This window comes from Chryseobacterium hilariae (assembly GCF_051400735.1).
Classification (GTDB): Bacteria; Bacteroidota; Bacteroidia; order Flavobacteriales; family Weeksellaceae; genus Chryseobacterium.
Genome location: NZ_JBLFFJ010000003.1, coordinates 339,075 through 362,635, shown reverse-complemented (window position 1 = coordinate 362,635; position 23,561 = coordinate 339,075). Strand labels below are relative to the sequence as shown.

28 protein-coding genes are annotated in these 23,561 nt (G+C 35.6%); 13 read left to right on the top strand and 15 right to left on the bottom strand.

Annotated elements, in window-relative coordinates:
• From ACMGDK_RS11220 to ACMGDK_RS11190, 7 genes are read right to left on the bottom strand one after another with little or no spacing between them, the layout of a single operon-like run.
• Positions 1-414 carry a hypothetical protein gene (locus ACMGDK_RS11220; protein ID WP_436808031.1) on the bottom strand — a complete coding sequence of 138 codons (414 nt, stop codon included), beginning with the start codon at positions 412-414 and terminating at the stop codon, positions 1-3.
• Positions 415-421: 7 nt separating this feature from the next.
• Positions 422-1,474: a hypothetical protein gene (locus ACMGDK_RS11215; protein ID WP_436808030.1), complete on the bottom strand. Its 1,053-nt coding sequence runs from the start codon at positions 1,472-1,474 to the stop codon at positions 422-424.
• A 2-nt stretch (positions 1,475-1,476) separates the two neighbouring features.
• Positions 1,477-1,725, bottom strand: a complete 249-nt coding sequence (locus ACMGDK_RS11210) for a hypothetical protein (RefSeq protein ID WP_436808029.1) — start codon at positions 1,723-1,725, stop codon at positions 1,477-1,479.
• 38 nt (positions 1,726-1,763) lie between these two features.
• On the bottom strand, positions 1,764-2,672 hold the full coding sequence (locus ACMGDK_RS11205) for a recombinase RecT (RefSeq protein ID WP_436808028.1): 909 nt from the start codon (positions 2,670-2,672) through the stop codon (positions 1,764-1,766).
• Between the two features lie 35 nt (positions 2,673-2,707).
• A complete protein-coding gene (locus ACMGDK_RS11200) occupies positions 2,708-2,860 on the bottom strand; it encodes a hypothetical protein (protein ID WP_436808027.1) in 153 nt (50 codons plus the stop codon).
• Between the two features lie 5 nt (positions 2,861-2,865).
• Positions 2,866-3,120 carry a hypothetical protein gene (locus ACMGDK_RS11195; protein ID WP_436808026.1) on the bottom strand — a complete coding sequence of 85 codons (255 nt, stop codon included), beginning with the start codon at positions 3,118-3,120 and terminating at the stop codon, positions 2,866-2,868.
• 1 nt (position 3,121) lies between these two features.
• Positions 3,122-3,454: a hypothetical protein gene (locus ACMGDK_RS11190; protein WP_436808025.1), complete on the bottom strand. Its 333-nt coding sequence runs from the start codon at positions 3,452-3,454 to the stop codon at positions 3,122-3,124.
• A 211-nt stretch (positions 3,455-3,665) separates the two neighbouring features.
• Between ACMGDK_RS11190 and ACMGDK_RS11185 the strand changes: the two genes are divergently transcribed.
• From ACMGDK_RS11185 to ACMGDK_RS11160, 6 genes are all read left to right on the top strand, one after another.
• Positions 3,666-4,382, top strand: a complete 717-nt coding sequence (locus ACMGDK_RS11185; protein ID WP_436808024.1) for a hypothetical protein — start codon at positions 3,666-3,668, stop codon at positions 4,380-4,382.
• 5 nt (positions 4,383-4,387) lie between these two features.
• Complete coding sequence (locus ACMGDK_RS11180; protein WP_436808023.1) at positions 4,388-4,849, top strand: helix-turn-helix domain-containing protein; 462 nt, start codon at positions 4,388-4,390, stop codon at positions 4,847-4,849.
• Positions 4,850-4,914: 65 nt separating this feature from the next.
• Entirely contained in the window at positions 4,915-5,484 is a 570-nt protein-coding gene (locus ACMGDK_RS11175; protein WP_116010911.1) for a cob(I)yrinic acid a,c-diamide adenosyltransferase, read from the top strand.
• Positions 5,474-6,121, top strand: a complete 648-nt coding sequence (locus tag ACMGDK_RS11170) for a thiamine diphosphokinase (protein ID WP_436808022.1) — start codon at positions 5,474-5,476, stop codon at positions 6,119-6,121. The genes ACMGDK_RS11175 and ACMGDK_RS11170 overlap by 11 nt, the downstream gene beginning before the upstream one ends.
• Positions 6,118-6,993, top strand: coding sequence for a tyrosine-protein phosphatase (locus ACMGDK_RS11165; protein ID WP_436808021.1), 876 nt, complete (start codon positions 6,118-6,120; stop codon positions 6,991-6,993). Before ACMGDK_RS11170 ends, ACMGDK_RS11165 begins: the two co-directional genes overlap by 4 nt.
• Positions 6,994-7,103: 110 nt before the next feature.
• Positions 7,104-8,495 (top strand): type III PLP-dependent enzyme domain-containing protein, encoded by a 1,392-nt coding sequence (locus tag ACMGDK_RS11160; RefSeq protein ID WP_034704591.1) that lies wholly within the window; start codon positions 7,104-7,106, stop codon positions 8,493-8,495.
• A 147-nt stretch (positions 8,496-8,642) separates the two neighbouring features.
• On the opposite strand, the gene ACMGDK_RS11155 is transcribed toward ACMGDK_RS11160, so the two are convergent.
• Positions 8,643-9,302, bottom strand: a complete 660-nt coding sequence (locus ACMGDK_RS11155; protein WP_436808020.1) for an HAD family hydrolase — start codon at positions 9,300-9,302, stop codon at positions 8,643-8,645.
• A gap of 160 nt (positions 9,303-9,462) precedes the next feature.
• Here ACMGDK_RS11155 and speB point away from each other — a divergent pair, with 160 nt between their 5' ends.
• The 3 genes from speB (at position 9,463) to ACMGDK_RS11140 (ending at position 12,053) form a co-directional block, all read left to right on the top strand.
• Positions 9,463-10,320 carry an agmatinase gene (gene speB / locus ACMGDK_RS11150; protein ID WP_436808019.1) on the top strand — a complete coding sequence of 286 codons (858 nt, stop codon included), beginning with the start codon at positions 9,463-9,465 and terminating at the stop codon, positions 10,318-10,320.
• Between the two features lie 69 nt (positions 10,321-10,389).
• Positions 10,390-11,235 carry a bifunctional helix-turn-helix domain-containing protein/methylated-DNA--[protein]-cysteine S-methyltransferase gene (locus ACMGDK_RS11145; RefSeq protein ID WP_436808018.1) on the top strand — a complete coding sequence of 282 codons (846 nt, stop codon included), beginning with the start codon at positions 10,390-10,392 and terminating at the stop codon, positions 11,233-11,235.
• A 206-nt stretch (positions 11,236-11,441) separates the two neighbouring features.
• Positions 11,442-12,053: an alpha-ketoglutarate-dependent dioxygenase AlkB family protein gene (locus ACMGDK_RS11140; protein ID WP_436808017.1), complete on the top strand. Its 612-nt coding sequence runs from the start codon at positions 11,442-11,444 to the stop codon at positions 12,051-12,053.
• Between the two features lie 161 nt (positions 12,054-12,214).
• Here the strand turns inward: ACMGDK_RS11140 and ACMGDK_RS11135 are convergent, their stop codons facing one another.
• The 3 genes from ACMGDK_RS11135 to ACMGDK_RS11125 form a co-directional block, all read right to left on the bottom strand.
• Positions 12,215-14,074 (bottom strand): CocE/NonD family hydrolase, encoded by a 1,860-nt coding sequence (locus ACMGDK_RS11135; protein ID WP_436808016.1) that lies wholly within the window; start codon positions 14,072-14,074, stop codon positions 12,215-12,217.
• Between the two features lie 203 nt (positions 14,075-14,277).
• Positions 14,278-14,697, bottom strand: coding sequence for an SH3 domain-containing protein (locus ACMGDK_RS11130; protein WP_426049586.1), 420 nt, complete (start codon positions 14,695-14,697; stop codon positions 14,278-14,280).
• A gap of 7 nt (positions 14,698-14,704) precedes the next feature.
• Positions 14,705-15,193, bottom strand: coding sequence for a BON domain-containing protein (locus tag ACMGDK_RS11125; RefSeq protein WP_436808015.1), 489 nt, complete (start codon positions 15,191-15,193; stop codon positions 14,705-14,707).
• 222 nt (positions 15,194-15,415) lie between these two features.
• Between ACMGDK_RS11125 and ACMGDK_RS11120 the strand changes: the two genes are divergently transcribed.
• Genes ACMGDK_RS11120 through ACMGDK_RS11110 form a run of 3 tightly spaced genes read left to right on the top strand, consistent with a single transcriptional unit; the run spans position 15,416 to position 18,018 of the window.
• The gene (locus tag ACMGDK_RS11120) at positions 15,416-16,666 is read left to right on the top strand and encodes a dicarboxylate/amino acid:cation symporter (protein ID WP_436808014.1); all 1,251 of its coding nucleotides are present in this window, start codon (positions 15,416-15,418) and stop codon (positions 16,664-16,666) included.
• A 7-nt stretch (positions 16,667-16,673) separates the two neighbouring features.
• Complete coding sequence (locus ACMGDK_RS11115; RefSeq protein ID WP_436808013.1) at positions 16,674-17,396, top strand: phytanoyl-CoA dioxygenase family protein; 723 nt, start codon at positions 16,674-16,676, stop codon at positions 17,394-17,396.
• 13 nt (positions 17,397-17,409) lie between these two features.
• Complete coding sequence (locus ACMGDK_RS11110) at positions 17,410-18,018, top strand: hypothetical protein (protein WP_436808012.1); 609 nt, start codon at positions 17,410-17,412, stop codon at positions 18,016-18,018.
• A gap of 85 nt (positions 18,019-18,103) precedes the next feature.
• On the opposite strand, the gene ACMGDK_RS11105 is transcribed toward ACMGDK_RS11110, so the two are convergent.
• The 4 genes from ACMGDK_RS11105 to ACMGDK_RS11090 form a co-directional block, all read right to left on the bottom strand.
• Positions 18,104-18,586, bottom strand: a complete 483-nt coding sequence (locus ACMGDK_RS11105; RefSeq protein WP_436808011.1) for a hypothetical protein — start codon at positions 18,584-18,586, stop codon at positions 18,104-18,106.
• Between the two features lie 28 nt (positions 18,587-18,614).
• Entirely contained in the window at positions 18,615-18,878 is a 264-nt protein-coding gene (locus ACMGDK_RS11100; protein ID WP_436808010.1) for a hypothetical protein, read from the bottom strand.
• Between the two features lie 14 nt (positions 18,879-18,892).
• Complete coding sequence (locus tag ACMGDK_RS11095) at positions 18,893-21,694, bottom strand: GH92 family glycosyl hydrolase (protein ID WP_436808009.1); 2,802 nt, start codon at positions 21,692-21,694, stop codon at positions 18,893-18,895.
• A gap of 137 nt (positions 21,695-21,831) precedes the next feature.
• A complete protein-coding gene (locus ACMGDK_RS11090) occupies positions 21,832-22,287 on the bottom strand; it encodes a hypothetical protein (protein ID WP_436808008.1) in 456 nt (151 codons plus the stop codon).
• A gap of 157 nt (positions 22,288-22,444) precedes the next feature.
• Here ACMGDK_RS11090 and ACMGDK_RS11085 point away from each other — a divergent pair, with 157 nt between their 5' ends.
• Positions 22,445-23,554, top strand: a complete 1,110-nt coding sequence (locus ACMGDK_RS11085; RefSeq protein ID WP_436808007.1) for an Mrp/NBP35 family ATP-binding protein — start codon at positions 22,445-22,447, stop codon at positions 23,552-23,554.
• Positions 23,555-23,561 lie beyond the last annotated feature (7 nt).

Sequence of the window (23,561 nt, the reverse complement as noted above, 5' to 3'; positions counted from 1 at the left end):
TTATTTTTTTTGCCATCTTACTGAATTATTATACCACTTCACCATTCTTAAATTTGTCTCCCATGTCTTTTCATGTTGAAAGAGCATAATTTCTTTCTCATCTTTCTCTGACCAATGGTTGAAAAATTCACGTGTCATTGATTCATTAAATCCTTTTTCCTTTGCGATTGTCCTACATTCTGTCCAGAATTGTTCTCGAGTATTATCTTTATAGCCTTTATTGTTCGACAAAGATCTTTTTAATCTTGAAATTCCGGATTTACTTAGATTTAAAGGTGTTTTGGTGTTCTTACTGGTAATAGTTATCTCAATATCTGAAAAAGGAATGTCAACAGATTTACCTTTATAAGTAAATTTTAATATTGATTCTTCAGGCTTAAACTCAATTTGGTGAATAAATAATTTCTGTTCCATACCATAATCAATCTATTGTTTCATTATTCGAGCACGTTCCTTTGGAAAGTTCAATAATTTCTATCCCTTCTCTTGTTTGTAGTAGATTTTCAAGGTCAATTTGAGCATGTTTGAGACGATTATTAATAAAGTCAATGTCTCCCTGGTTTCTTTTGAACTGAAATACTTTTACCCTTTCATTATCTGGGACCGGAATAAATTCAAAACTTTCATCTAATAATTCTGTTTGAACTAAGTAATCCCAGTAACCATTTTCATTATACTTCCATTTTAAACCATCTGCAGTTTCCGTAGGTATATAGCCATCATCTGAATATGTATGATTTCTAAAGAATTGAGTTTTTAGTTTACAAATTGATTCATCCAACATAAAGTCATCCATTGAAACTCCAGCTGGCTTATGCTTCCATAAGAGGGTTCTAAACTCTCCTAAAATTATTTCAACAGGGGTATTTGTCAAACAGAACACTATACGCCCCCAATCGTACTTTAAAAGGTCCATGTAGCCTTGATCTTGCCAGTAATATATTTTGGGAAGAATAAGTTTGTTGTCAAATGTTTCTTTGTTGTATGAGGATTTTATATCGTCAACCACTTTGCCATGTTCAAAAACATTGAGCAAGTCCGGCTCACCTTGTTTAGTTTCGTCAAAGAATCGTTTTGTATTTTTCCTTAAAAATCGTTTCTGTGAGAATTTGCTCCATAAACGTATGCTGTCTTCTTCATTAAGTAAGCCTTTGGAAGTGTATTTATTCTCCATTCTTTCAACAATTCCATATTTAAGCTCTCTTGCTATTTTTAGAAGTCTTTTTTTTGCAGATGAAGAAAGAAATATTTTATCTTTAAAGGGTTTATATTCCTCAAGTTTTGCATTTAATTCTATGAGTTTTGCTTCTCTTTCACTGATTGATTTACCCAGTTTTAGAGTTTTTAATTCAGACTTTATTTTATCGATATCTTTGGTGGTCTTATAATATGGATTTTGAGATTCCTCTTTAGAACTCGATGCAAAATCACCTAAATAATGACACCTGAATTGATATCTATTTGATGTACACATGATTAAGATTCTTTTAAAAATAATTCTAACGATCCAAAAACTATTGTGTCTGCACTTGGGTAAAAAGAAAACAATGAAATTTCCCGACTATCTCCCAAACACTCTAAATAATAAGAATCTCCATCTTTCCATTTTTTTATTCTGTTTTGGTTCCTCTCTTTATCTTCCTTATATCCTAATTTTACTAATTCATTCATTGAGTTAATATATTCAGTAGGATCTGAAATTTTAATAGAAAAGTTTGTTTTCATAGTACAATGTTTTTAGAGAGGGATTTTACTCCCTCTGATTACTTTTTACTTTTCAATTGTTCTCTTTTTTTAGATACCATTAATTTCTCATCATCAGTTAGTTCAGTTTCTTTTTCTAATGAATTTAATTCTTCAATAGACAAAATAGAATCTAAGTGTTCTTGAAATCTTAGGATTTCTTTGTCGTCAACGGTAATTTTTACATTATTTTCTGGTGTGTTGTCAACGTAATCAACATCTATTGTATCGTTGTCAACGTTTTTTACAATTCCTTGATCTGCATTAATTGCATTTTGCATTTCAATTGACAATGGGGCCTTACCTGAGTTTAAAAGTAGTTTTATAACAGTTTTTAATCCCATTTTATCAAAGTCCTCTTTCCAATTTCCAAATCCTTTTTTATAGGTCTGAGAATAACGTTTTGCGTGTTGTTCAATCTCTTCATTGTACATGAATAAGGTTGCCTTGAAGCCATTGGTAAGTTCAAAATGAGAAGCGTATCCAATGACATTGTCAGATTTCTTGTTTTTCCAGTTAAATTTGTATCCTCTAAATGAGTCATCTTCTTCAATCTGTCCTTCATAAACCTTTTTAGCATCAAGGTCTAAATATTGACCAGTTCTCACGGCAAGTTGTTGAAATCCTTTATAACCAATTTGGAACTGTGCTTCTACATTATTAGTCTTATTGTTTTTAAAAGGAACAATCCAAGCATGACCTAATGAATTGTTTAAGGGCAGATTTAATGTTGTTGCTAAAAGTCCTGCATTAAGAATTGATTGTGGCACTGCATTTTTCAATAAATCATTACTATTTGAAATTTGAATGAGCGACGTGATAAATGTCGATTTACGTTCACCAAGTAATTCTTCAATTCTTTTAATTACTCCAGGGTCCTTTAAAAAACCAGATACTGTAGTTGTTGTTTTTGTTAATTCTTTTGACATAATGTTTAAAACGTTTTGTGAGGTTGCGTAAATAATTAATCTTGTAATTTAATTCCTTCAATTTCACAGTTAGGAAATTTTATATTGAACAGAGATATTGCCCTGTCAATAGATCTTACAGTCACATTAGTTCCTTTTAGAAAAGAACTTGTACTTTGATCCTTGTAAGAAATACAGTATGTTTTCATAATCTTTATTTTTGGTTTTGTTCTTTATATTTTTTTAATTGAGATTTCAAAAACAGTTTTGGTCTTACTCCTTTAAATGTCCAGTATGGTATTTCGCCTTTGTTTGACTTTTTGTGAAGAGTATCTTCACAAATGCTTAAAAACTTTGATGCTGCAGGCGATAATAAAATTTCTTCCTCTTCATTATTTACTATATACTGCATTAATACTCTGTGAAGCTGTTCGTCTGGAACTTTAGCTTCTATTACTAATCCTTCCATATTATTTTAGGTTTTCATTAAACTTTTCGATTATTTCATATAATTCTAACTTAATACTCTTATACATCTGATCTGTATCTTTATAATCATTAATGTAAATTTTAAAATCATTCCAAACTAGATCTTCTTCATAACTCTCAATTTTATTACTATCATCTACATATACTGGAGCTTGTAAAACCTTTAAAACATGTGATCCTTTAACTATAAATCCGAATTCATTAAATGACTGAGTTGTATATATTAATTGTACTCTATCATCCCATTCATTTTCTTCTTTCAATATGATTCTTGTGAAATCAATGGCTGTTCTTGAAATATCATTTATGTTCATTTTTTGTAACTGTGTTAATAATTGTTAAAATTTCAACCTTAGGTTTATTTAATTATATTTTTGCTTAATTAAATAAGGTTAAATATTATAAACTTTAATTAATTAAAATTTACATTACGAAAATATAATAAATTAAAATACAAAACAACAAAAACTTTAATTAATTAAAGTAGAATTGTTTAATATGTTGATTATTAGATAAATAAATTTCATGACACCAAATAAAAGATTAAGAATTTTAATAGCATATGCTTTATCTAAGGATATTGCACCTGACCAAAAAACTTTAGCTGAAGAGATGGGATTTACCCCTGTTCAGGTTTCTAATGTTATTAATGAGAAGAGTGAAATATCACCAAGATTACTTTTAGCATTAAAAAAGCTTATTCCTGAAACTAATGAGAAGTGGTTGATGGAGGGAGAACCGCCATTTATTTTTGATTCAGATTTTTATATTAAAAATGATTTAGAAAAAGAATTTGGAAACTTAAAGCAGGTCGAATTTGTAAATAATAAGTTTTCTATTAATTCCTTAGGTGTAGGTAATGTTTTAGGGTTGCCAAATAATCGAAAAATTTGGATACAATTAGAAGAAGATCAAAATGAAACCAATATTGTATATGAGTTGCAGGATAGATCTATGGAAAATGGATTTTATTCAATTTTCGAAAATTCACAAATTCTTATGAGTGAAATTGATTTTAAGAAAAACAAGACGCTTCCAATTCATGAAAATTTATTTTTAATAGTTACTAAAGACAGGCTGTTATTTCGCCAGATAATAGAACAAAATAATAATGAAAAATTCTTATGTTGTCATGCTTATAACGACAACTATTCAGATGTTAAAATAAACTATAACGATATTAATCAAATCTTTGTATACAGAAAAATAATTTCAACAAGACCACCAATACCAGCAATATAATTAAAATGAACACAAATTATTCATCCAGGCTTTTAACATTAATAAATTATTTACACATTTCACCCTATTCATTTTACAAATTATGTGGACTTAACTTTGATACATTAGATAGGATAATAGAAGGAAAAGAAAATTTTCAAGATCGGGTAATAGTAAAAATTACTAATAAATTTCCGGAAGTAAATGAGCTTTGGCTTAAAAATGAATCTGATATAATGCTAAAGGTTAACTATTTTGATTATAGGATCAACAAAATAAAATTTAAGCCAAGAAGTATTCCTCACTTAATAAAAGTATTACAAAAAACTTTTAATATGAAGTCAAATGAACTGGCCGTTTTCGTAGGGGTTAATAAATCAACAATTACAAGAATGAAAAATGGTGACTTCAATTCAGTTCGTCCAGAGACTGTTGATAAGTTTTTAAAAGCTTTCCCTGCGATGTCAAATGATTGGTTTGATTTTTAATATTCAACCATTTATTCAACTATTAATATAATACACAGATAATCAAATATATAAAATTTAGTTCTATGAAAATTTATACTAAAACAGGAGATAAAGGACAGACTGCATTATACGGCGGAACAAGAGTTTCCAAAGCCAGTGCAAGAGTGGACAGCTACGGAAATATTGACGAGCTTAATTCATTCATTGGTATTTCTAAAAGTCATATTGAAGATGAAGAGGTTTTGAAGCAGTTGAAAAAAATTCAGTTTGATCTGTTTACGGTAGGTTCGGAAGCTGCAACGCCCGTTGATAAATTAATGTTGGCTAACGGGAAATCACGTCTGCCACTGATTATTTCAGATACTGAGATCGAAGAGCTGGAGCAGTGGATGGATGCTTTTGAAGAAAAGCTGGAGCCACTACAATACTTTATTCTTCCCGGTGGTGGAAAATCTGCAACATTTTTACATGCTGCAAGAACCATCTGCAGAAGAGCAGAACGTTCTCTGGTTTTCCTGAATGAATCTGAAGAAGTACGTCCAGAGCTCATCAAGTACCTGAACAGGCTTTCTGATTATCTTTTTGTTCTGGCGAGATACATTTCAAAAATCAATAACGAACCGGAAGAATACTGGAATCCGAATGAAAGATAAAGCATTACTTTTCATTAACGGAGACCATCCCAAAAGCCTTCCGGATCCGGACCAATATGGTTTAATTGCCTGTACGGATGGTGCTTTTCATTATTTAAAGCAGTTAGGTTTTCCCTTAGATAAACTCGATTTTATTTCCGGTGATTTCGATTCCCATTCAGGAGCAGATGAAGGTGTTTATCAGGAAAAATTTATACTTACTCTGGATCAGGATAAAACAGATTTTCATAAAGCTTTGGAAATAATTTTAGAAAGGGGATGCTTTTCTGTAGATGTTTTCGGGGGAAGCGGCGGCGAGCAGGATCATTTTTTAGGGAATCTTACCGTTGCTTATGCATTTAAAGACCGGTTGAGGATAAAATTCTATGATGATTTTTCTGAATATTATTTTGTCCCGCAGAATTTTAAAATAAAAGGAGTTAAGAATAGAATGATCTCATTGTATCCTTTTCCTTCGGTTGAAAATATAACAACAACAGGATTGAACTGGCCTTTGACCAACGGAAATCTAAGCATTACATCAAGAATAGGAACCCGGAATTTTGCGGTTGAAGATGAAGTTTCCATTCAGTATCAATCAGGGGATCTGTTGTTTTTTGTAGGAATTAATGAAATAGAATATCCCGGAATATATTGAAACAATTCATAAAAATATCGGTTCTGCTTTTTGTAGCATTTTGTGTTTCTTCCTGTAAAACACAGGATTTTATCCAACCTGAATATGGGAAAAATAAATCAGGGAAATCTATTGAAATCAAAAAAGTATACAATTTCAGAACGGTCGGGAACATTAAAAATACTGAAGGCAGAACTTTAAAAGCAGGAAAATTTTACAGAAGCGGTCATCTTCATAAATTGAAGAAAAGATCCTTCAAAGAAATTCAAAACCTGGGAATAAAAGAAGTCATTGATCTTAGAAATTCAAAAGAAATATCTGATAAGCCGGATCAGCTTCCCGATGGCATCATTTATAAAAAATATTCAGCCTTTAAAGATGAGGGAGACCAGCTGACCAAAGCTAAAAAGCTTGTTTTAAAAGGAAAAGTTAATGGTTCCGATGCTGATAAAAGAATGATTGATTTCTACCGCGAATATGTAACGGAAAACCCGGAAGTGATCAAAAAAATCATCACTGAAATTCTGGAATCCGATCATCCGGTTCTCTATCACTGTACTGCAGGAAAGGACAGAACAGGAATCACAACAGCTTTAATTCTGACTATTCTAAAGTTTGATAAGCAAACAATTTACAATGATTATCTTTTATCCAATAACTACAGAGAAAAACTAGTCCTGAAAAGACTAAATCTCGCAAACAATCTACATTTTCTGTATCCCAAAATGGACGTAACGGTTCTTGAAAAACTGAGCTGGGTGGAAACCGCTTATCTCGATGCAGCTTTTGATGAAATCAATAAGAAATATGGCTCTACCGATGCTTATATTCAACAGGTATTGGGAATTTCGGCAGATAAGAGGGAAGAATATATTAAGAAGTTTACAAATTAATAATCTGTTCAGGTTTTTGCCTGACCCTGTTTTGAAATTTATAATAAATTTAACGCTTAAAAATCAAACTTTTTTAGCAATTTTGCATTTCGTAATTCACTTGTCAAGAAATGAAAATAAAGTACTCGGAACTTATTGATCAGACATTGTATTTTCCTACTGAGGAATTTAATGTTTCTGAGAACAATTTGTTATTTCACGATGTTCCTTTAATGGAAGTCGTTGAAAAATTTGGCACCCCGCTAAAAATTAGCTACCTGCCAAGAATTTCTCAAAACATCCAGAAGGCAAAAAGCTGGTTTAGGGAAGCTTTTGAGAAAGCCGAATATAAAAAGAATTATACCTACTGCTACTGTACAAAATCCAGCCATTTCAATTTTGTGCTTGAAGAAGCTCTTAAGAACGATATCTCTATCGAAACTTCTTCAGCATATGATATGGACATTGTAAAATCTCTTTACGAGAAAGGAAAAGTAGATAAAAATATTGAAGTCATTTGTAATGGCTTCAAAACCGATGATTATCTGGTGAAAATTTCAGAAATGATCAACAGTGGTTTTGAAAATATTACCCCGATCCTGGATAACTATCGTGAGCTGGATAAGCTTACAGAAAGCATAGATACCACTTTCGACATCGGGATCAGAATAGCTTCAGAAGAAGAACCGAAATTCGAATTTTATACCTCAAGACTAGGGATCGGATATAGAGATATTATTCCTTATTACAGCCAGAAAATAGCTGAACACCCAAATGCAAGACTGAAAATGCTTCACTTCTTCATTAATACAGGGATCAAAGACACAGCTTATTACTGGAACGAATTATATAAATGTCTCCGTGTATATGCCCGTTTGAAAAAAATTGCTCCGGAAGTAGATTCACTGAACATTGGTGGCGGTTTCCCGATCAAAACATCTTTAAACTTCGAGTACGATTATCAGTATATGGTGGAGGAAATCGTTTCTCAGATCAAAAAGTTCTGTGAAGAAGAAGGAGTAGAAGAACCTAATATTTATACGGAATTCGGAAGCTTTACAGTAGGGGAAAGCGGTGCAAACCTTTATAAAATCATCTCTCAGAAACGTCAGAACGACAGAGAGAAGTGGAATATGATCGATTCTTCATTCATGACCACACTTCCTGATACATGGGCAATTTCAAGACACTTTATCATGCTTCCATTGAACAGATGGGAAGATACCTATGAAAGAGTATTTTTGGGAGGATTAACCTGTGATTCAGATGATTATTATAATTCTGAACAGCATACGAACGCAATCTATCTGCCGGTTTTCAGTGATACAAAGCCTTTGTATATCGGATTTTTCCATACAGGAGCGTATCAGGAAACAATCGGAGGATATGGCGGTGTTCACCACTGTCTGATGCCTCAGCCAAGACACGTCCTGATCCAGAAAGACGAAAACGGTGAGCTTCAGTACGAAATTTTCCGTGAAAAACAGGAACCTGAAGATATTCTGAAGATTCTGGGTTACTAATTATTGCAAGTAACGGGAGTGACAAAGTTTCAATTTTAACCATTAAGGTTTTTGTAAGGCTTAAGAATAATTAAGATGTTTCACTTCATTAAGAAACTCTGCAAACGCAATAAAAATAAAGCTCTCAACATTTGAGAGCTTTTTCTTTTAAAAATATTTTGAAAGCTTATCCAGTTTCAGCTCTTCATAATCTGTAACCACGATATCCGCTAAAGTATAATCCTGATTTTTTGAATGCGGGCTTCTGTAGGCAGCGCAGAAGATTTTCGCTCTGTTTGCAGCCAGAATTCCGTTGGTAGAATCTTCAATGACCATGCAGTTTTCTACCGGTTCTTCTGCCATTTGTGACGCGAGAAGAAATACTTCAGGATGAGGTTTGGATTCCTTTAGAGCGGCACCACTTATTTTCCCGCTGAAATATTGTTCAAGCCCAAACTTTTCAAAAACCATATTGATGGTCGTCATCGTAGCCGAAGAAGCAAGGATGAGCTTAATACCGTTTTCATGATAATGTTGGATTAATTCCCTTACTCCCGGAATCAGATCAAATTCCTCATCGTTATCAAAATAATCTTTGAAATATGATCTTTTAATAACGGCTATAGTTTCGTGGGTATGGCTTAAGCTATATTTCTGGATCAGCGTTTCACAGACTCTTTTTGTGGAAGCTCCTGTGAAAGAAGTGTAAAGGTCTTCGGAAACAGTAATTTCCAGCTCGTCGAAGGTGGCAAAATAAGCTTTTCTGTGCAGTGGTTCCGTATCTACAATAACCCCGTCCATATCGAAAAGAACAGCTTTTAAGGACATATTTTGTTTTTTTACAAAAATAACTTTTAAAATTTAAACATTAAAAAGATTTTATAATTAAAAATTCGGAGCTCATCACTCTTGATTTATAACTCAATGACTATTTTGTATCTTTGTGAAATCATTTAATCTTTAAATCATTTAAATTTTTAAATAAAACATGAGAACATACGCAGGAATTCCTGAAGAAAATGCAACGCTAGAGAACTCTAAAGTAATGCTGGTAACCGTTCCTTACGATGGGACTTCAACATGGGGAAAGGGTGCCGACAAAGGCCCTGAATTATTCCTTGACGCTTCTGAAAACATGGAGCTTTATGATATTGAAACAGGAACTGAACCTTATCTTGACGGAGTATATCTGGCGGGAGAAATTTCTGAAAATTCAAGTCCGGAAGCCATGACGGAAGCTGTTTACCAGAAAACCAAAGAGCTTTTGAACAACGAAGGAAAAGTATTTACTCTTTTTGGAGGAGAGCATTCGGTTTCTATCGGTTCTATCCGTGCGGTAGGAGAGAAGTTTGAAAATCTTACAGTTCTTCAGCTGGATGCTCATACAGACTTACGTCCTGAATTCCATGGGTCTACTTCTAACCACGCATGTGCGGTTTTTGAAGCGAACCAAAAGCATAACTTAGTTCAGGTGGGAATCCGTTCCATGGATGCTGAAGAAGCTCAGTATCTGCCGGAAGGAAGAGTGTTTTTTGGACATGAGATCGCAAACAATGACAATTGGATCAACGATGTTTTAGAAAAAGTTTCAGGAAACGTATATATCACCATCGACCTTGATGCTTTTGATCCGTCAATTGCTCCGTCTACAGGAACTCCGGAACCAGGCGGGCTTCAGTGGTACCCGACTTTGGAATTATTAAGAAAAGTATTTGAAAAATGTAATGTGGTAGCGTTCGATATCGTAGAGTTGATGGATTCTCCGATGGCTAAGCCAACAGCTTTCCTTGCAGCTAAATTATATTACAAAATGCTCGCTTACAACCATATTTATAACAACAACTAAAATTCCGCAAGAATCAGATTTTTTCTGCCCTATATTCTTTGGAAATTTGTGAGGTAAAAAAGAAATATTATGTCCGCACAAAGTCAGATAGATTATAACAGAATTGCCAAAGCGATAGAATATATCCAGAGCAATTTCAGGCTTCAGCCAAGCTTGGAGGAAGTGGCAGAGAATATTCACTTGAGTCCGGCTCATTTTCAGAAAATATTTACAGAATGGGCAGGAACAAGTCCTAAGAAATTTTTGCAGTTCATCAGCCTTGAGCATGCTAAAAATTTGCTGAAAGAAGAGAAAGCGACTTTATTTGATACCGCATATGAGACGGGGCTATCCAGCACAAGCAGGCTTCATGACCTCTTTGTGAACATAGAAGGAATGTCTCCGGCAGAATATAAAAACGGCGGAAAAAGCCTGAACATCAATTACAGCTTTTCCAAAAGCCCTTTTGGATATGTAATGGCAGCATCTACGGAAAAAGGGATCTGCTACATGGCTTTTGAAGAGGATAAAGAAACAGCATTGGGGAATTTATATGCTAAATTTCCCAATGCTTCTTTTTTTGAAAAACAGGATGCCCTGCAAAAAAATGCCCTGTCCATATTTGATAAAGACTGGACGAAACTCAACACGATTAAATTACATTTAAAAGGGACAGATTTTCAGCTTAAAGTCTGGGAAAGCCTTCTTTCTATTCCTATGGGAAAACTTTCCACCTATGGAAGTCTCGCTGAAAAAATAGGAAGCCCGAATGCCTCAAGAGCTGTTGGAACAGCGATTGGCAGCAACCCTGTAGCTTTTCTTATTCCATGCCACCGTGTGATTCAGTCTACCGGAAATATTGGAGGTTACCGATGGGGTAGCGGAAGAAAGCAGCTGATCGTGGGTTGGGAAAGCTCGCAGGTTTACAGAGGATAGTTTATTATTCCACAACAAAAAGTCGTAAAAGTTTTTAACACTTAAGTTATTTGAAGTTAACGGATTTTCTTCTTATTTGAACTTTAATTATTTTCAAGCTTTTTATCTAAAATATTCCAGAGTGTTAAAAAAACTTTTACGACTTTTGTGGTTAAAGAACTAATTAAAAGTCACTAATACATTATACTTTTTACAAACTAAAAATCATGAACAGCCTGTTTGAAGAAATATCAGAATATCCTTTAAATATTCTTCCGCACGACGGAACGGTCAATTATTATGGAAAGGTTTTCAGTAAAGAAAAATCTGATTTTTTCTATGATTATCTATTGAATCAGATTCCATGGGAAAACGATGAGGCGATGATCTTCGGAAAATTAATTTTAACAAAAAGAAAAGTAGCCTGGTTTGGAGAAAAAGCCTTTGAATATACCTATTCAAAGCGGACAAAACTGGCGAAATTCTGGACTCCGGAACTGTTGGAATTGAAGAAAAAATGTGAAGAAGCTTCAGGGGAAACCTACAATTCCTGTCTTCTTAATTTATATCACGATGGAAGTGAGGGAATGGCTTATCACAGTGATGGCGAAACCGATCTTAAGAAACACGGTGCTATTGCTTCCCTGACTTTTGGGGCTGAAAGAAAATTTTTATTTAAACATAAAACAACCAAAGAGAAAGTAGAAATATTTCTTGAAAACGGTAGTTTGCTGGTCATGAAAGGAACAACGCAGGAAAACTGGCTGCATAGGCTTCCTCCGACCACGAAGGTGAAAACCCCAAGAGTGAATCTTACGTTCAGAACGATTGAGGAGTAAAAGAAATTATTAACTCTGTTGACTGAGGCTCTTGAAGTCAGCAGGCCCATAATAAAAAAATCCGGTCGCTGAGGTTCTCGAAGCGACCGGATTTTATATTTTTATAAACTGGTATTTATACTGTCATTGATGGCTGAGGTTCTCGAAGCCACCATTTCTTTTTATTTCAATACATCTGCTTCAATAGAGCTGTCATTATACACTTTGATGAAAGCTTTCGTATAATCGTCTTTTGTGGCAAAATTTGGATTCTCCATAAACTTCTGAGGATTTATCGCAAAAAGCGGCCACCATGTGCTGCTGATCTGGATCTGAATTCTGTGACCTTTCTTGAAAGTATGCATGACATCCTGCAGTTTGAAATTCACAGCAGTTTTTTGGTTAGGTACCAACGCTTCTCCTTTTTCTCTGGAATTCCTGAATCTGGCTGGCATGATCTCACTTCTTACCATTTGATGATAGTTTGGATAAACCACACCGTCTTTCTTTTCTGCAGGCTTAAAATCTTCAGGATAAATATCAATCAGCTTTACTGCAAAATCTGCATCCGTAGAAGTGGAAGCAATATTCAGCTTAGCCATGATCTCTCCTGCAAAGCTGATGTCTTCTGTTAAAACATCCGTTGTAAACGTCAGAACATCTGGCCTGCCTACTGCAAATCTCTGGTCTTCCGACATATAATTTTTAGGGGTAAAACCATTGAAATCTTTCAGGTTGTCAGAACTTAAAACCGGATTGTTCGGGTCGCTGTAGTATTCTGAAAAACCTTGTCCTGCAGCTTTTTTAAGTGTTCCGTCAGTTAAATAAAAATTAACTTTCTGGGCGTTCTTCGGAGGATAAGAGGCAAATTCTCTCCATTCTTTGGATCCTGTATCATACATTAAAGCTTCCGGAAGGCCGGCATCTTCTTTCGTGTTTCCTTTTAAATAATGACTGAAAAATTTAGTTTCAATATTTTTTTGGTAATACGTTGCAATACTGTCACCGAAATAGATCTGGTTGTGGAAATGTTTTCCCTGCTCCTGAGCCCAAGCCCCGTGAGAGAAAGGACCCATTACAATCGTATTTTTAGCTTTTGGACTTGTCTTTTCTATGGTTTTGTAAATATTCAGCGGTCCTGAAAGATCTTCTGCATCAAACCAGCCTCCAACAGTCATTACCGCATGATTTATATTTTTTAAATGAGGAAGAAGATTTCTTTTCTGCCAGTATTCATCATAATTAGGATGATTCATAATCTCCGTCATAAAAAAATTGTTTTTGTAATATTTTTCATAACCGTCCTTTAAAGTTCCCATATCCCTGTAAAACTTAAGACCATCTTCCGAAGTCTGTTTTACGAAAGTATCCATATACCAGGCTTTGTTTTCTGGTTTTGTCTTCTGAATCCCGAAAACAGGGAAGGTTCTGAAATATCCCAGCATGAACCTGCCGTTGTGAAGAAAATCATCATTCCAGAAATCCGAAATAGGAGCCTGAGGCGATGATGCTGCCAAAGCCGGGTGCTGTGCCAATATTCCTGCCGCAGTATAAAATCCCGGATATGAAGTTCCATATTGGCCGGCCTTACCATTATTATCTTTAACATTCTTTAAAAGCCATTCTATAGTATCATAAGTATCCGTGCTTTCATCCACATCTTTTTTGGTTTTGCGGTCCACCTGAGGGGTCATATTGGTAAAAGTACCTTCACTCATGTATCTTCCGCGGACATCCTGGAAGACAAAAATATACTTATCCTTCATCAGGAACTGGTTAGGTCCCAGTTTGGTTTTGTATTCATTTTCACCGTAAGGAGCGATGCTGTAGCAGGTTCTCTGCATCAGGAAAGGATATTTGTTCTTATTTGAAATATCTTTCGGAACATATACTGCTGTAAAAAGCTTTACCCCGTCACGCATTGGGATATAGAATTCCTTTTTGGTGAAATTATCTTTTACGAAAGTATCCTTCTGGTCTTTGCTCTGTGCAAGTCCAAGGATAAAAAAGAAAATAAATAAAATTGAAATATGGATCTTCATAAATAAAATTTACCGCTAATTTAGAAATAAAATGGCTTCAATACACCTATAGCGACAATCTTTCAATGGAAATTAGAAGAAAATAAAAAACTCTAAAGCTCTTAAAGTATAAACACCTGCCGGGAACTAAGGAGGATTATAAAAAAACATCCCCAAATGGGGATGTTTCGTAAATATTTATTGAAGATTAACTATTTGAAAAATTAAGCTCTTAAATATCTTGAATAAGCATAACCTTCCTGACCGTCATCAGTTTTTACTTTCCACCAGTCATCAGAAGTCTGCTCGATTAAAGTTACCGATGAACCTTTTGCAGCTTTTCCTACTACAGCAGCTTCAGTAGAAGGCTCCTGTCTGATGTTAAGATTAGAATCTTCTGTAGCTACCGTTAAAGAAGCTCCTGAAGTTAATCCTGCTACCTGTACATCAATATTGATATCTGAAGCCGAATAAGTAGAGTCAATAGTTCCCAGGGCATTCCATACTGCATCTTTTGCTGCTGTACTGGAAGCATTTCCTGTAACATACAGAATACCATCCTGCTCCTGAACCTGAAGGTTAGAAATTCCTGCAGACTGAGCTGCTGAAACTACGCTTGAATATTTATCTTGTAATGTGCTCATCTTAAAATTATTTTACCACTAGGTTATTGTTATACTTTCCGATTTTCAAAGCATCTACAGATTCTTTGATTTTTCTTGCCTGAAGGCCTGAAACATTTCCTGTAAGGGTAAGCTGTCCGTTTACAACCTCTACTTTTACAGAAGGGAAATCTTTAACAGCGTCCTGAACTTTTTTCTGAACTGCAGGATCTACAGCAGATGTTGTTTCTACTGGTGCAGGAGTAACGGGAGCAGCTACAGTAGACATATCCATTACTTCTTTTACTCCTGTAATGGCTTTTAATTTTGCAATCATGGCATCCTTAGACTGCTGGTCTTCGAAAGTTCCGCTTAAATGAGCCACTCCTTCTTTTACTTCTACAGAAGCATTGGGATTAGAAGTTACCACAGTTGTAGCCTGAGTTTGAAGATCGGCATCTGAAATTTTCTTTTTGCAAGACACCGCTCCAAAAGATATAGCTACAGCTAATGCAGCCATTGCGATAGTTTTTTTCATAGTTGTATATTTATTAATGTTGTTAATACAATCAAATGTAATAATAAAATTTGTACCAAAATAATAAAAACTCAATAAATGTTTCTTAATTTTTTTACAATATTTTCGAAATCAGCGATTTAATTTTAATGTATTATAAACTTAATCTAAACTTAACGGAATTCAGACAAAATCTTGTACCAATTGAAAAACTATTATATTTGTGGGAATTGAACTATATATATGAAAGGACAAAATAAACTTTTTATTGCCATTATCGTTGCGCTTATCCTTGGAGTAGGAATCGGAGGTCTGGTACACATACAGTATCCTGAAAGTGCGGAACCGTTTTCCAAAAACATCAAACTGTTGGGAACCGTTTTTATCAGGCTCGTACAGATGATTATTGCACCGCTGGTTTTTACCACACTCGTTGTTGGAATTGCCAAAATGAGCGATATCAAAATGATCGGAAGGGTAGGAACGAAAGCAATGCTGTGGTTTATCAGCGCTTCATTGGTTTCTCTTTTTATAGGTTTGGTATTGGTCAACTGGCTGGAGCCGGGACATGTAACCAAACTGCCTATTCAGGATGCAGCTGCCGCAGAAGATCTTTTAAAAAGCAGTAAAGGTTTTTCTCTGGAAGACTTCGTAAAACATATGATCCCTAAAAGTTTATTTGAAGCTTTTGCCACTAATGAGGTGCTTCAGATTGTTGTTTTTTCCATTATGTTTGGGGTAGCTCTTGCTAATTTAGGGGAAGAATATTCAAAGCCGGTAGTTAAACTTTTTGATATTATTGCCCATGCTATTCTTAAAATGGTAGGCTATATCATGTGGTTTGCACCGCTTGGAGTTTTGGGAGCTATTGCTGCCGTAGTGGCCATGAACGGGTTTGAAATATTCAAAGTTTATGCAATTTATCTGAGAGACTTTTTCTTTGCCTTGGGTGTACTTTGGCTTGTTCTTCTATTGGTAGGCTATCTGATCTTAGGAAACCGTCTTTTCGAACTTCTTAAAAGAATAAAAGCCCCGTTACTGATTGCTTTTTCAACAACAAGTTCAGAAGCTGTATTTCCGAAGCTGGTGGAAGAGCTTGAAAAATTCGGATGTAATAACAGGGTAGTATCATTCATTCTGCCTTTAGGATATTCATTTAACCTTGACGGAAGTATGATGTATATGACGTTCGCTTCCATCTTCATTGCCCAGATCTATGGTATTGAAATGGAAATTGGGCAGCAGATCACAATGCTTTTAGTTTTAATGCTTACTTCAAAAGGAATTGCCGGAGTTCCGAGAGCTTCTCTGGTGATTATTGTGGCAACCTGTTCCATGTTCGGAATTCCGCCGGAAGGTATCGCTTTGATCCTGCCGATCGACCATTTCTGTGATATGGGAAGAAGTATGACGAATGTATTAGGAAATGCATTGGCCACTTCCGCTGTTTCCAAATGGGAAGGACAGCTTGAAACTACACCTCAGGAAGTTTAAATCAAACATGACAAAACAATATATAGAGAATCATAGACAATATTTCCTTACAAAAGGCCTTACCGTAATCAATTCGGTCTTTTCTGATGATGAGATTGAAAAGATCGCAAAGAGCATTCGAAATGCTGATAACTCGAGAGAGAATTTCAGAAAATCTGATGACCTGTTTGCTGTAAGACAGTTCCTGAAAGAAATTCCGGAAGTTAAAGATCTGATATTTAACGATACCATTAAAACCATTGTAAGAAAGCTCTTCGGAGAAAAGTATTTTGCTGTAAAAAGTATTTATTTTGACAAACCGGAAACCTCAAACTGGCATGTGGCCTATCATCAGGATCTGACAATTTCAGTAGATAAAAAACTGGAAATGGAGGGCTTCGGGCCATGGACAACCAAGAATAATCAGTTTGCTGTACAGCCGCCTCTGCCGTTTCTTGAGAACATTTGTACCATCAGGATCCATCTGGATGATACGGATGAATATAACGGAGCTTTGAAAGTTATTCCGGGATCTCACACCAAAGGCATCTACAGACCGGAAACGATAGACTGGAGTAAGGAAACGGAAAAATTCTGTGATGTACAGAAAGGTGGTATCATGATTATGAAACCTCTTACGCTTCACGGTTCCAACAGAACTACCGATGGCAGGAGAAGAAGAGTGATCCACATAGAGTTTTCTGATATGGAGCTGCCACAGGGACTAAAATGGTCTGAAAAATTGAATTAAAATCAGCTATAAAATGGTATCAGACGAAAATCAATTTCCGTCCATTGATTCAAAAACTTCTAAAGGCTTGACTGTGGCTATTAAAGTTTTTTTTTCAATATTCGCCATATTGACACCGCTGATGATGATTTTAATGGTATGGTTTACCTTTGCTTCAAACAGCATTAAGTTTGAAATAAAAATTTTAATTGTTGTATTAGCGATATTGGTTATTGGGCTATTTGTATGGCTTTTGAGAGTACAAATAAGAGAAAAATCAACCACCAAAATAATTCGGGCAACGGTTGACAAAACAGGAATTCATCATTATAGTAATCAGGGCTTAGTAAAATCAATACAGTATAATCAACTGATGCCAAATCCTGAAAACGGAGAATATGACATTTTTATATATCTTGACCAGAGCGATACTGATATGGATTTGTGTTTTTATATATTCGATGATGCGGGAAATAAAGTGGTAAGGAAAGCATTATTCATAGAAGGAGATATTGTAATTACTAATGGAAATTCATTAAAAAAGCATTTCATAAAAGGAATTAGTATGTTCAGGCCCGATTTGAAAATTGCGCCCGGTGTTCTTGATCTATATAAATTAAAGAACAATAATAAACCTGCTTAAACTTATTAATACTGGTTTAAATCTATATTAGCTGAAAATTTTTAATAAAAAGAATCCCCTCGAATTTTTCGAAGGGATTCTTTATTTACCAATTATTGGAGATCGTCTTTTTATAGTGTTTTTTTGTATTTTCTTTATGATAAAAAAGCAATATGAGAAATTCTTTTTTATCTGAATTATTTGAAAACATGGGACTGTCAACAGTCATTTTTCTTTTTATAACATCCTTAATTATTTTGTCTTGGCTGCCGAAACCAGTAATGGGTGAAATTCCTTCAATTTTAGACGATTCATTTATCTTTACTCTGTATATGGCAAAGGTTTGCTTTGGATGAAAATTTTCAATTTGTGATACATCTGTCTGGCCATCATCGCTAGTCTCATCGTCACAGGAAGTAAATGTAAGACCTATAAATTTGTATTTATTTTTATCTAAATAAGAAAAAGTTTTCTTTAAAGTTTCAAGCTCTGAATTCTCATCTTTTGAAGGTGTAGTGCTTAAACGATATTTCGGAGTGCAGGAAGAAATAGTTAGATTTTTGTCATTGACTCTACTTAATAAAACCAAATATCTTTCGTTGGTTTCTACATTTATTTCACAAGCACCAGAGTATGAATTCCCGATTAACCCCCCTTACATTTAATGTTTTAAATTTTGTTCCCTTATATAATTTTTCAAACTCAACATCTGCTTTATATGTTCTCTGCTCGGCATTTTCACCATAAACTCTTATAATTTTAATAATACCTACAACATTGGCATTTAAATAATCTTGTGCTAAAGTTTCTCTTATACATTTACAGGCTGATACTTTAATGATACTTAAAAAAACAAAGAATAGTAATAATAGTTTTTTCATTTATAATAATGTTTTTATTTAACAGAAATCTCATCAATAAAAATATAAGACTCACCGCCAGCTCCCTGATGCCATTCCGGAAGCTTTCCGAAGTAATACGCTTTTACTTTGATGTACCTGGCTTCAGTAGGAAGGATTTCAGCGGAGAAATCCTTAATCTGTACTTTTTCGTCTCTAGCATCAATCGTATGGTCGATGTTTTTCAGAAGGATAAAGTCTTTTCCGTTCATGGAAGCATAATATTCCACTTTTTTAGGCATCAGGATCCATGCTTTGCTGTCCTGAAGATAAGTGGATGATAATTTAGTAATTTGTTGTGGAGATTTTAAATCGATCACTGCTTCAAAATCCTGTCCCTGGTAACCGTGCCATTCACCCTTTCTCCAGTTCACATCACCGTTGATACCATCAATAAGAGCCAGTTTTCCATTAGCCATATATTGCGGGTTAACTTTTGAATTAATGGCAATATCCCAATAATTAGGTCTTCTGTTGAAATTGGCTACAGTAACAGAGCTTTTTTCTCCATTTCTTTCCGAATAGGCGAGAACCTGAGTGGTTTTACTGATGGTAAAAGGTCCTTTATAGGCTGTAAAAGTTTTTCTTACGTTAGCATCACTTTCGCTTAAGGTCATATAATATACTTTATCAGCAGGGTTCAGTGGAGTGATCTGTACTTTCGCAGAAAAATCGAAGATCCTGTCAGAGGCAATAACCGGTGCCGGAGTCAGCTGTGTGTATTTGAAATCCTTTAATGGCTTGCTGTTTTCAAAACCTAATTTCTGCAGTTCGGATTTGCTGGTGTTCTTGGTGATTACTTTCGTGCTTCCGTCTTCCATATGAATTTTAACCTCATCAAAATAAGGTGTAGTTGTCTGCCATTCGGGCAATCCCGGTGTTACAGAATAAATTCCCAGTGAGCTTAAGATATACCAGGCACTCATCTGGCCGCAGTCTTCATTTCCGATAAGCCCGTCCGGACTGTTTTTATAAAAATGATCAAGGATATATTTAATCTTCGCATCTGTCTTTTCCGGTTTCCCCACATAATTGTATAAATAAGCAATGTGATGGCTTGGTTCATTCCCCTGAGCATACTGCCCCATCAATCCTGTGATGTCTGCCTGCTCTCTTCCTGTGGTTTTTTCCGGTGCGGTGAAAATAGCATCAATGAACTGTTCAAATTTTTCTTTCCCACCGTGAGCTGCGATCAGTCCTGGAATATCCTGCTGTACCGAATAGGAATAGTGCCATGAATTTCCCTCCGTATAATTATTGTTCACCTCTCTTGGGTCGAAAGGCTCATACCAGTTTCCGTTCTTTCTCGGCTGCATAAAGCCGTTGTTCGGATTGTAAAGATCTTTCCAGCTCTGGGAACGCTTCATGAAATACTGATAATCTTCTTTTTTACCTAAAATCTTAGCCATTTGTGCAATACACCAGTCGTCGTAGGCATATTCCACCGTTTTAGAAACACTTTCATGCTCATCATCCATACTGATGTAATTATTCTGTTTATAAGCATTTAAACCGAAAATATCCAGCATGGCAGAATTTTTAGACGCTTCGAATGCTTTGTCATAATCAAAACCCTTAATACCTTTAGCCATCGCATCTGCAATTACAGATACAGAATGATAGCCAATCATGCATTCCGTTTCATTGGAAGCCAGTTCCCAAACGGGAAGTTTTCCGCCCTGTTCATACTGTTTGATAAAAGTATTGATGAAATCTGCCGTTCTTTTCCTGTCGATCAGTGTCATCAGCGGATGGGCAGCCCTGAAAGTATCCCAAAGCGAGAATACGGAGTAATAATCAAATCCATTAGCTATGTAGAGTTTGTTATCGCGGCCTCTGTATTTTCCATCCACATCCATATTGATATTCGGTTGGGTGAAAACATGGTAAAGCGCTGTATAGAAGACAGAAAGTTTATCCTTATCATCAGATTTTACTTCAATTTTTGCCAGTTCCTTGTTCCAATCGGCTTCAGCCTGTTTTCTTACACCCTCAAAATCATTGGATTTTCCTTCTGCCAGCATATTTTTTTCCGTTCCTTCATAACCTGTCGGAGAAATGGCAACTTTTACACTGATCTTTTCTCCTTTCTTAACATCTGCTGAGAATGCCAGAGCCAGTTTTGTTCCTGTGAAAAGTTTGTCTTCCTGCTTTCCATTAACCTCTTTCTTTGAGATTTTCATGGGTTTTGAAAATTCAATTCTGGCGTAGATATACTGATTGGCTGCCCAGGCTTCACTTCTTCTGAAAACTTCAATGGTTTTGTCATCAATAATCTTTACTTCACCTTCCAGCAGTTTATCCCTATGGTTGAGATCCAGAATAATATTAGCCTTACCGGAATTATTAAAGATGTATTCATGATAGCCGACTCTTTTGGTAGTGGTCAAGCGAACATTAATATTGTTTTTATCTAATTTGACGGAATAAAATCCTGCAGAAGCCTTTTCATTTTTATGCGAAAATTTTGAAGAATAATCTTTAGAGCTTAAACTTGCATTTCCCATCGTAGGCATCAGCATAATGTCTCCGTAATCCGAAACCCCTGTTCCGTTGAGATGCGTATGCGAAAAACCATAGATCACAGAATCTGAATAATGATAACCGCTGCATCCGTCCCAGCTTCCGTCTATCCTTGTATCCGGCGAAAGCTGAACCATCCCGAACGGAACAACAGCTCCGGGAAAGGTGTGGCCATGATCTCCTGTTCCTATAAAAGGATTTACACATTGGGAATAATTCTGGGAATATATAATCTGGGCAATAAATAACGAGAAAACTGCCAGTCTTTTTTTCATATCATAATTTTATACAACGAATATATTAAAAAACACATCAATACAGGAAGAGTTAAAGAGTAAACGCAATGGTAAATAAGGCTTTTGTAAAGTATTAATTATTTTAAGATAAACAAAGCCGTTTCACTTATTACAGTTTAAACTTCTCCTTCAAAAAGATCACTTAAATAGTTTTGCTGATCAACTTCCGTTCGGTCTGTCCCCAGGAATTTTTTCCAGGCTCGGGACTCATGATATACAATGCCCATTTCCCAAACACAATACGTGGGAAGATGAATTTTGTTCCTGTCCCAGACTTCAAATTTTCCTGAACCGTCATAGTAAACACTTTCCCATAATTCGTTTTCGCTTCTCCAGGTGCAGACCAATAACAGGTAATGCTCACCGCATCTGTGCATAATGACAAAGCCCAGTTCCTCTTTATTCTGAAAATTTTCTTCAGCATTTTCGATGCAGGTTTTTGCATTGATAATATCCTGAGCAGAAACTGCAGACGGTTTTTCGGCAAGGTCATACCATTTGAATCTAGTCTTTCCTAGCACAAAAATACCTTTGGGAGATGCATATTTAGAAGGATAGCTGTTGGTATTCATAGGTCATTTGTATGGTGATAAAATTGTATTGTAAGAATGAGGATAATAAATATAACGTTAGAATTTTTATAATCTTATTTATCACATCAGGTTATAGATTTTATTGATTCTAAATTGTCGAAAAAATCCGTAAATTTGTGAACAATTTATATTTAGTATGTTGACGAAAGAAAAGGTTCAAGATTTCCTTAAAGAGATAGAAGTAGACGATTTGGTGAGTAATTTTCAAATCATGGGTAACGATGTTTATATTGACATGACAGCCCATTCACCGGCAATGCACGAAAAGAAAAAGCTGGAGGCAGCCATGAAGCAGGCTTTTGCCAGTGAGTTTGGAGAAGATATTAATCTGAAATTGAAAATTGTTTCTCCTGAACCCAGCGAGATTCAGCAGAGCCAGATTAAAGGTAAGCAGATTGCGGGAATTCAGAATATTATAGCTATCGCTTCCGGAAAAGGAGGTGTAGGAAAATCTACTGTGGCTGCAAATATGGCAGTTACTTTAGCTAAAATGGGTTTCAAAGTAGGATTGCTGGATGCCGATATCTATGGACCGTCTGTTCCTACGATGTTCGATACAGAGGGTGAAAAGCCAATCTCAGTAGAAGTTAACGGGAAAAGTATGATGAAGCCTGTAGAAAATTATGGGGTGAAAATGCTGTCTATCGGATACTTCTCAGGAGCCAATCAGGCTGTAGTTTGGAGAGGACCTATGGCTTCCAAAGCTTTGAACCAGATGATCAGGGATGCAGCATGGGGTGAACTTGACTTTTTATTGATCGATCTTCCTCCGGGAACGGGAGATATACATTTATCCATCATCCAGGAAGTACCTGTAACGGGTGCTGTGATTGTGAGCACACCTCAGCATGTAGCATTGGCAGACGTAAGAAAGGGGATCGCGATGTTCCAGATGGAAAGTATTAACATTCCGGTTCTTGGATTAATCGAAAATATGGCGTATTTTACGCCGGCAGAACTTCCTGATAATAAGTATTACATCTTTGGACAGCAGGGAGCTCAGTATCTTGCTGAAGATCTGGGGATTCCGGTATTGGGAGAGATTCCATTGATCCAGAGCATCAGGGAAGCAGGAGATGTCGGAAGACCGGCCGCGCTTCAGGAAGGGTCTAAAATTGCAGAGATCTATACAGAAACGGCAAGAAATATGGTAGAAAGCCTTGTAGAAAGAAATAAAAATCTTCCACCTACGGAAGCCGTAAAAATTTCGACTATGGCAGGATGCTCACCGAAAGCTAAAAAATAATGATTTT

Excerpts from the sequence above, each read along its gene's own strand:
- ACMGDK_RS11220 (WP_436808031.1), bottom strand. The coding sequence starts at position 414 with ATGGAACAGAAATTATTTATTCACCAAATTGAGTTTAAGCCTGAAGAA.
- ACMGDK_RS11215 (WP_436808030.1), bottom strand. The coding sequence starts at position 1,474 with ATGTGTACATCAAATAGATATCAATTCAGGTGTCATTATTTAGGTGAT.
- ACMGDK_RS11210 (WP_436808029.1), bottom strand. The coding sequence starts at position 1,725 with ATGAAAACAAACTTTTCTATTAAAATTTCAGATCCTACTGAATATATT.
- ACMGDK_RS11205 (WP_436808028.1), bottom strand. The coding sequence starts at position 2,672 with ATGTCAAAAGAATTAACAAAAACAACAACTACAGTATCTGGTTTTTTA.
- ACMGDK_RS11200 (WP_436808027.1), bottom strand. The coding sequence starts at position 2,860 with ATGAAAACATACTGTATTTCTTACAAGGATCAAAGTACAAGTTCTTTT.
- ACMGDK_RS11195 (WP_436808026.1), bottom strand. The coding sequence starts at position 3,120 with ATGGAAGGATTAGTAATAGAAGCTAAAGTTCCAGACGAACAGCTTCAC.
- ACMGDK_RS11190 (WP_436808025.1), bottom strand. The coding sequence starts at position 3,454 with ATGAACATAAATGATATTTCAAGAACAGCCATTGATTTCACAAGAATC.
- ACMGDK_RS11185 (WP_436808024.1), top strand. The coding sequence starts at position 3,666 with ATGACACCAAATAAAAGATTAAGAATTTTAATAGCATATGCTTTATCT.
- ACMGDK_RS11180 (WP_436808023.1), top strand. The coding sequence starts at position 4,388 with ATGAACACAAATTATTCATCCAGGCTTTTAACATTAATAAATTATTTA.
- ACMGDK_RS11175 (WP_116010911.1), top strand. The coding sequence starts at position 4,915 with ATGAAAATTTATACTAAAACAGGAGATAAAGGACAGACTGCATTATAC.
- ACMGDK_RS11170 (WP_436808022.1), top strand. The coding sequence starts at position 5,474 with ATGAAAGATAAAGCATTACTTTTCATTAACGGAGACCATCCCAAAAGC.
- ACMGDK_RS11160 (WP_034704591.1), top strand. The coding sequence starts at position 7,104 with ATGAAAATAAAGTACTCGGAACTTATTGATCAGACATTGTATTTTCCT.
- ACMGDK_RS11155 (WP_436808020.1), bottom strand. The coding sequence starts at position 9,302 with ATGTCCTTAAAAGCTGTTCTTTTCGATATGGACGGGGTTATTGTAGAT.
- speB (WP_436808019.1), top strand. The coding sequence starts at position 9,463 with ATGAGAACATACGCAGGAATTCCTGAAGAAAATGCAACGCTAGAGAAC.
- ACMGDK_RS11145 (WP_436808018.1), top strand. The coding sequence starts at position 10,390 with ATGTCCGCACAAAGTCAGATAGATTATAACAGAATTGCCAAAGCGATA.
- ACMGDK_RS11140 (WP_436808017.1), top strand. The coding sequence starts at position 11,442 with ATGAACAGCCTGTTTGAAGAAATATCAGAATATCCTTTAAATATTCTT.
- ACMGDK_RS11135 (WP_436808016.1), bottom strand. The coding sequence starts at position 14,074 with ATGAAGATCCATATTTCAATTTTATTTATTTTCTTTTTTATCCTTGGA.
- ACMGDK_RS11130 (WP_426049586.1), bottom strand. The coding sequence starts at position 14,697 with ATGAGCACATTACAAGATAAATATTCAAGCGTAGTTTCAGCAGCTCAG.
- ACMGDK_RS11125 (WP_436808015.1), bottom strand. The coding sequence starts at position 15,193 with ATGAAAAAAACTATCGCAATGGCTGCATTAGCTGTAGCTATATCTTTT.
- ACMGDK_RS11120 (WP_436808014.1), top strand. The coding sequence starts at position 15,416 with ATGAAAGGACAAAATAAACTTTTTATTGCCATTATCGTTGCGCTTATC.
- ACMGDK_RS11115 (WP_436808013.1), top strand. The coding sequence starts at position 16,674 with ATGACAAAACAATATATAGAGAATCATAGACAATATTTCCTTACAAAA.
- ACMGDK_RS11110 (WP_436808012.1), top strand. The coding sequence starts at position 17,410 with ATGGTATCAGACGAAAATCAATTTCCGTCCATTGATTCAAAAACTTCT.
- ACMGDK_RS11100 (WP_436808010.1), bottom strand. The coding sequence starts at position 18,878 with ATGAAAAAACTATTATTACTATTCTTTGTTTTTTTAAGTATCATTAAA.
- ACMGDK_RS11095 (WP_436808009.1), bottom strand. The coding sequence starts at position 21,694 with ATGAAAAAAAGACTGGCAGTTTTCTCGTTATTTATTGCCCAGATTATA.
- ACMGDK_RS11090 (WP_436808008.1), bottom strand. The coding sequence starts at position 22,287 with ATGAATACCAACAGCTATCCTTCTAAATATGCATCTCCCAAAGGTATT.
- ACMGDK_RS11085 (WP_436808007.1), top strand. The coding sequence starts at position 22,445 with ATGTTGACGAAAGAAAAGGTTCAAGATTTCCTTAAAGAGATAGAAGTA.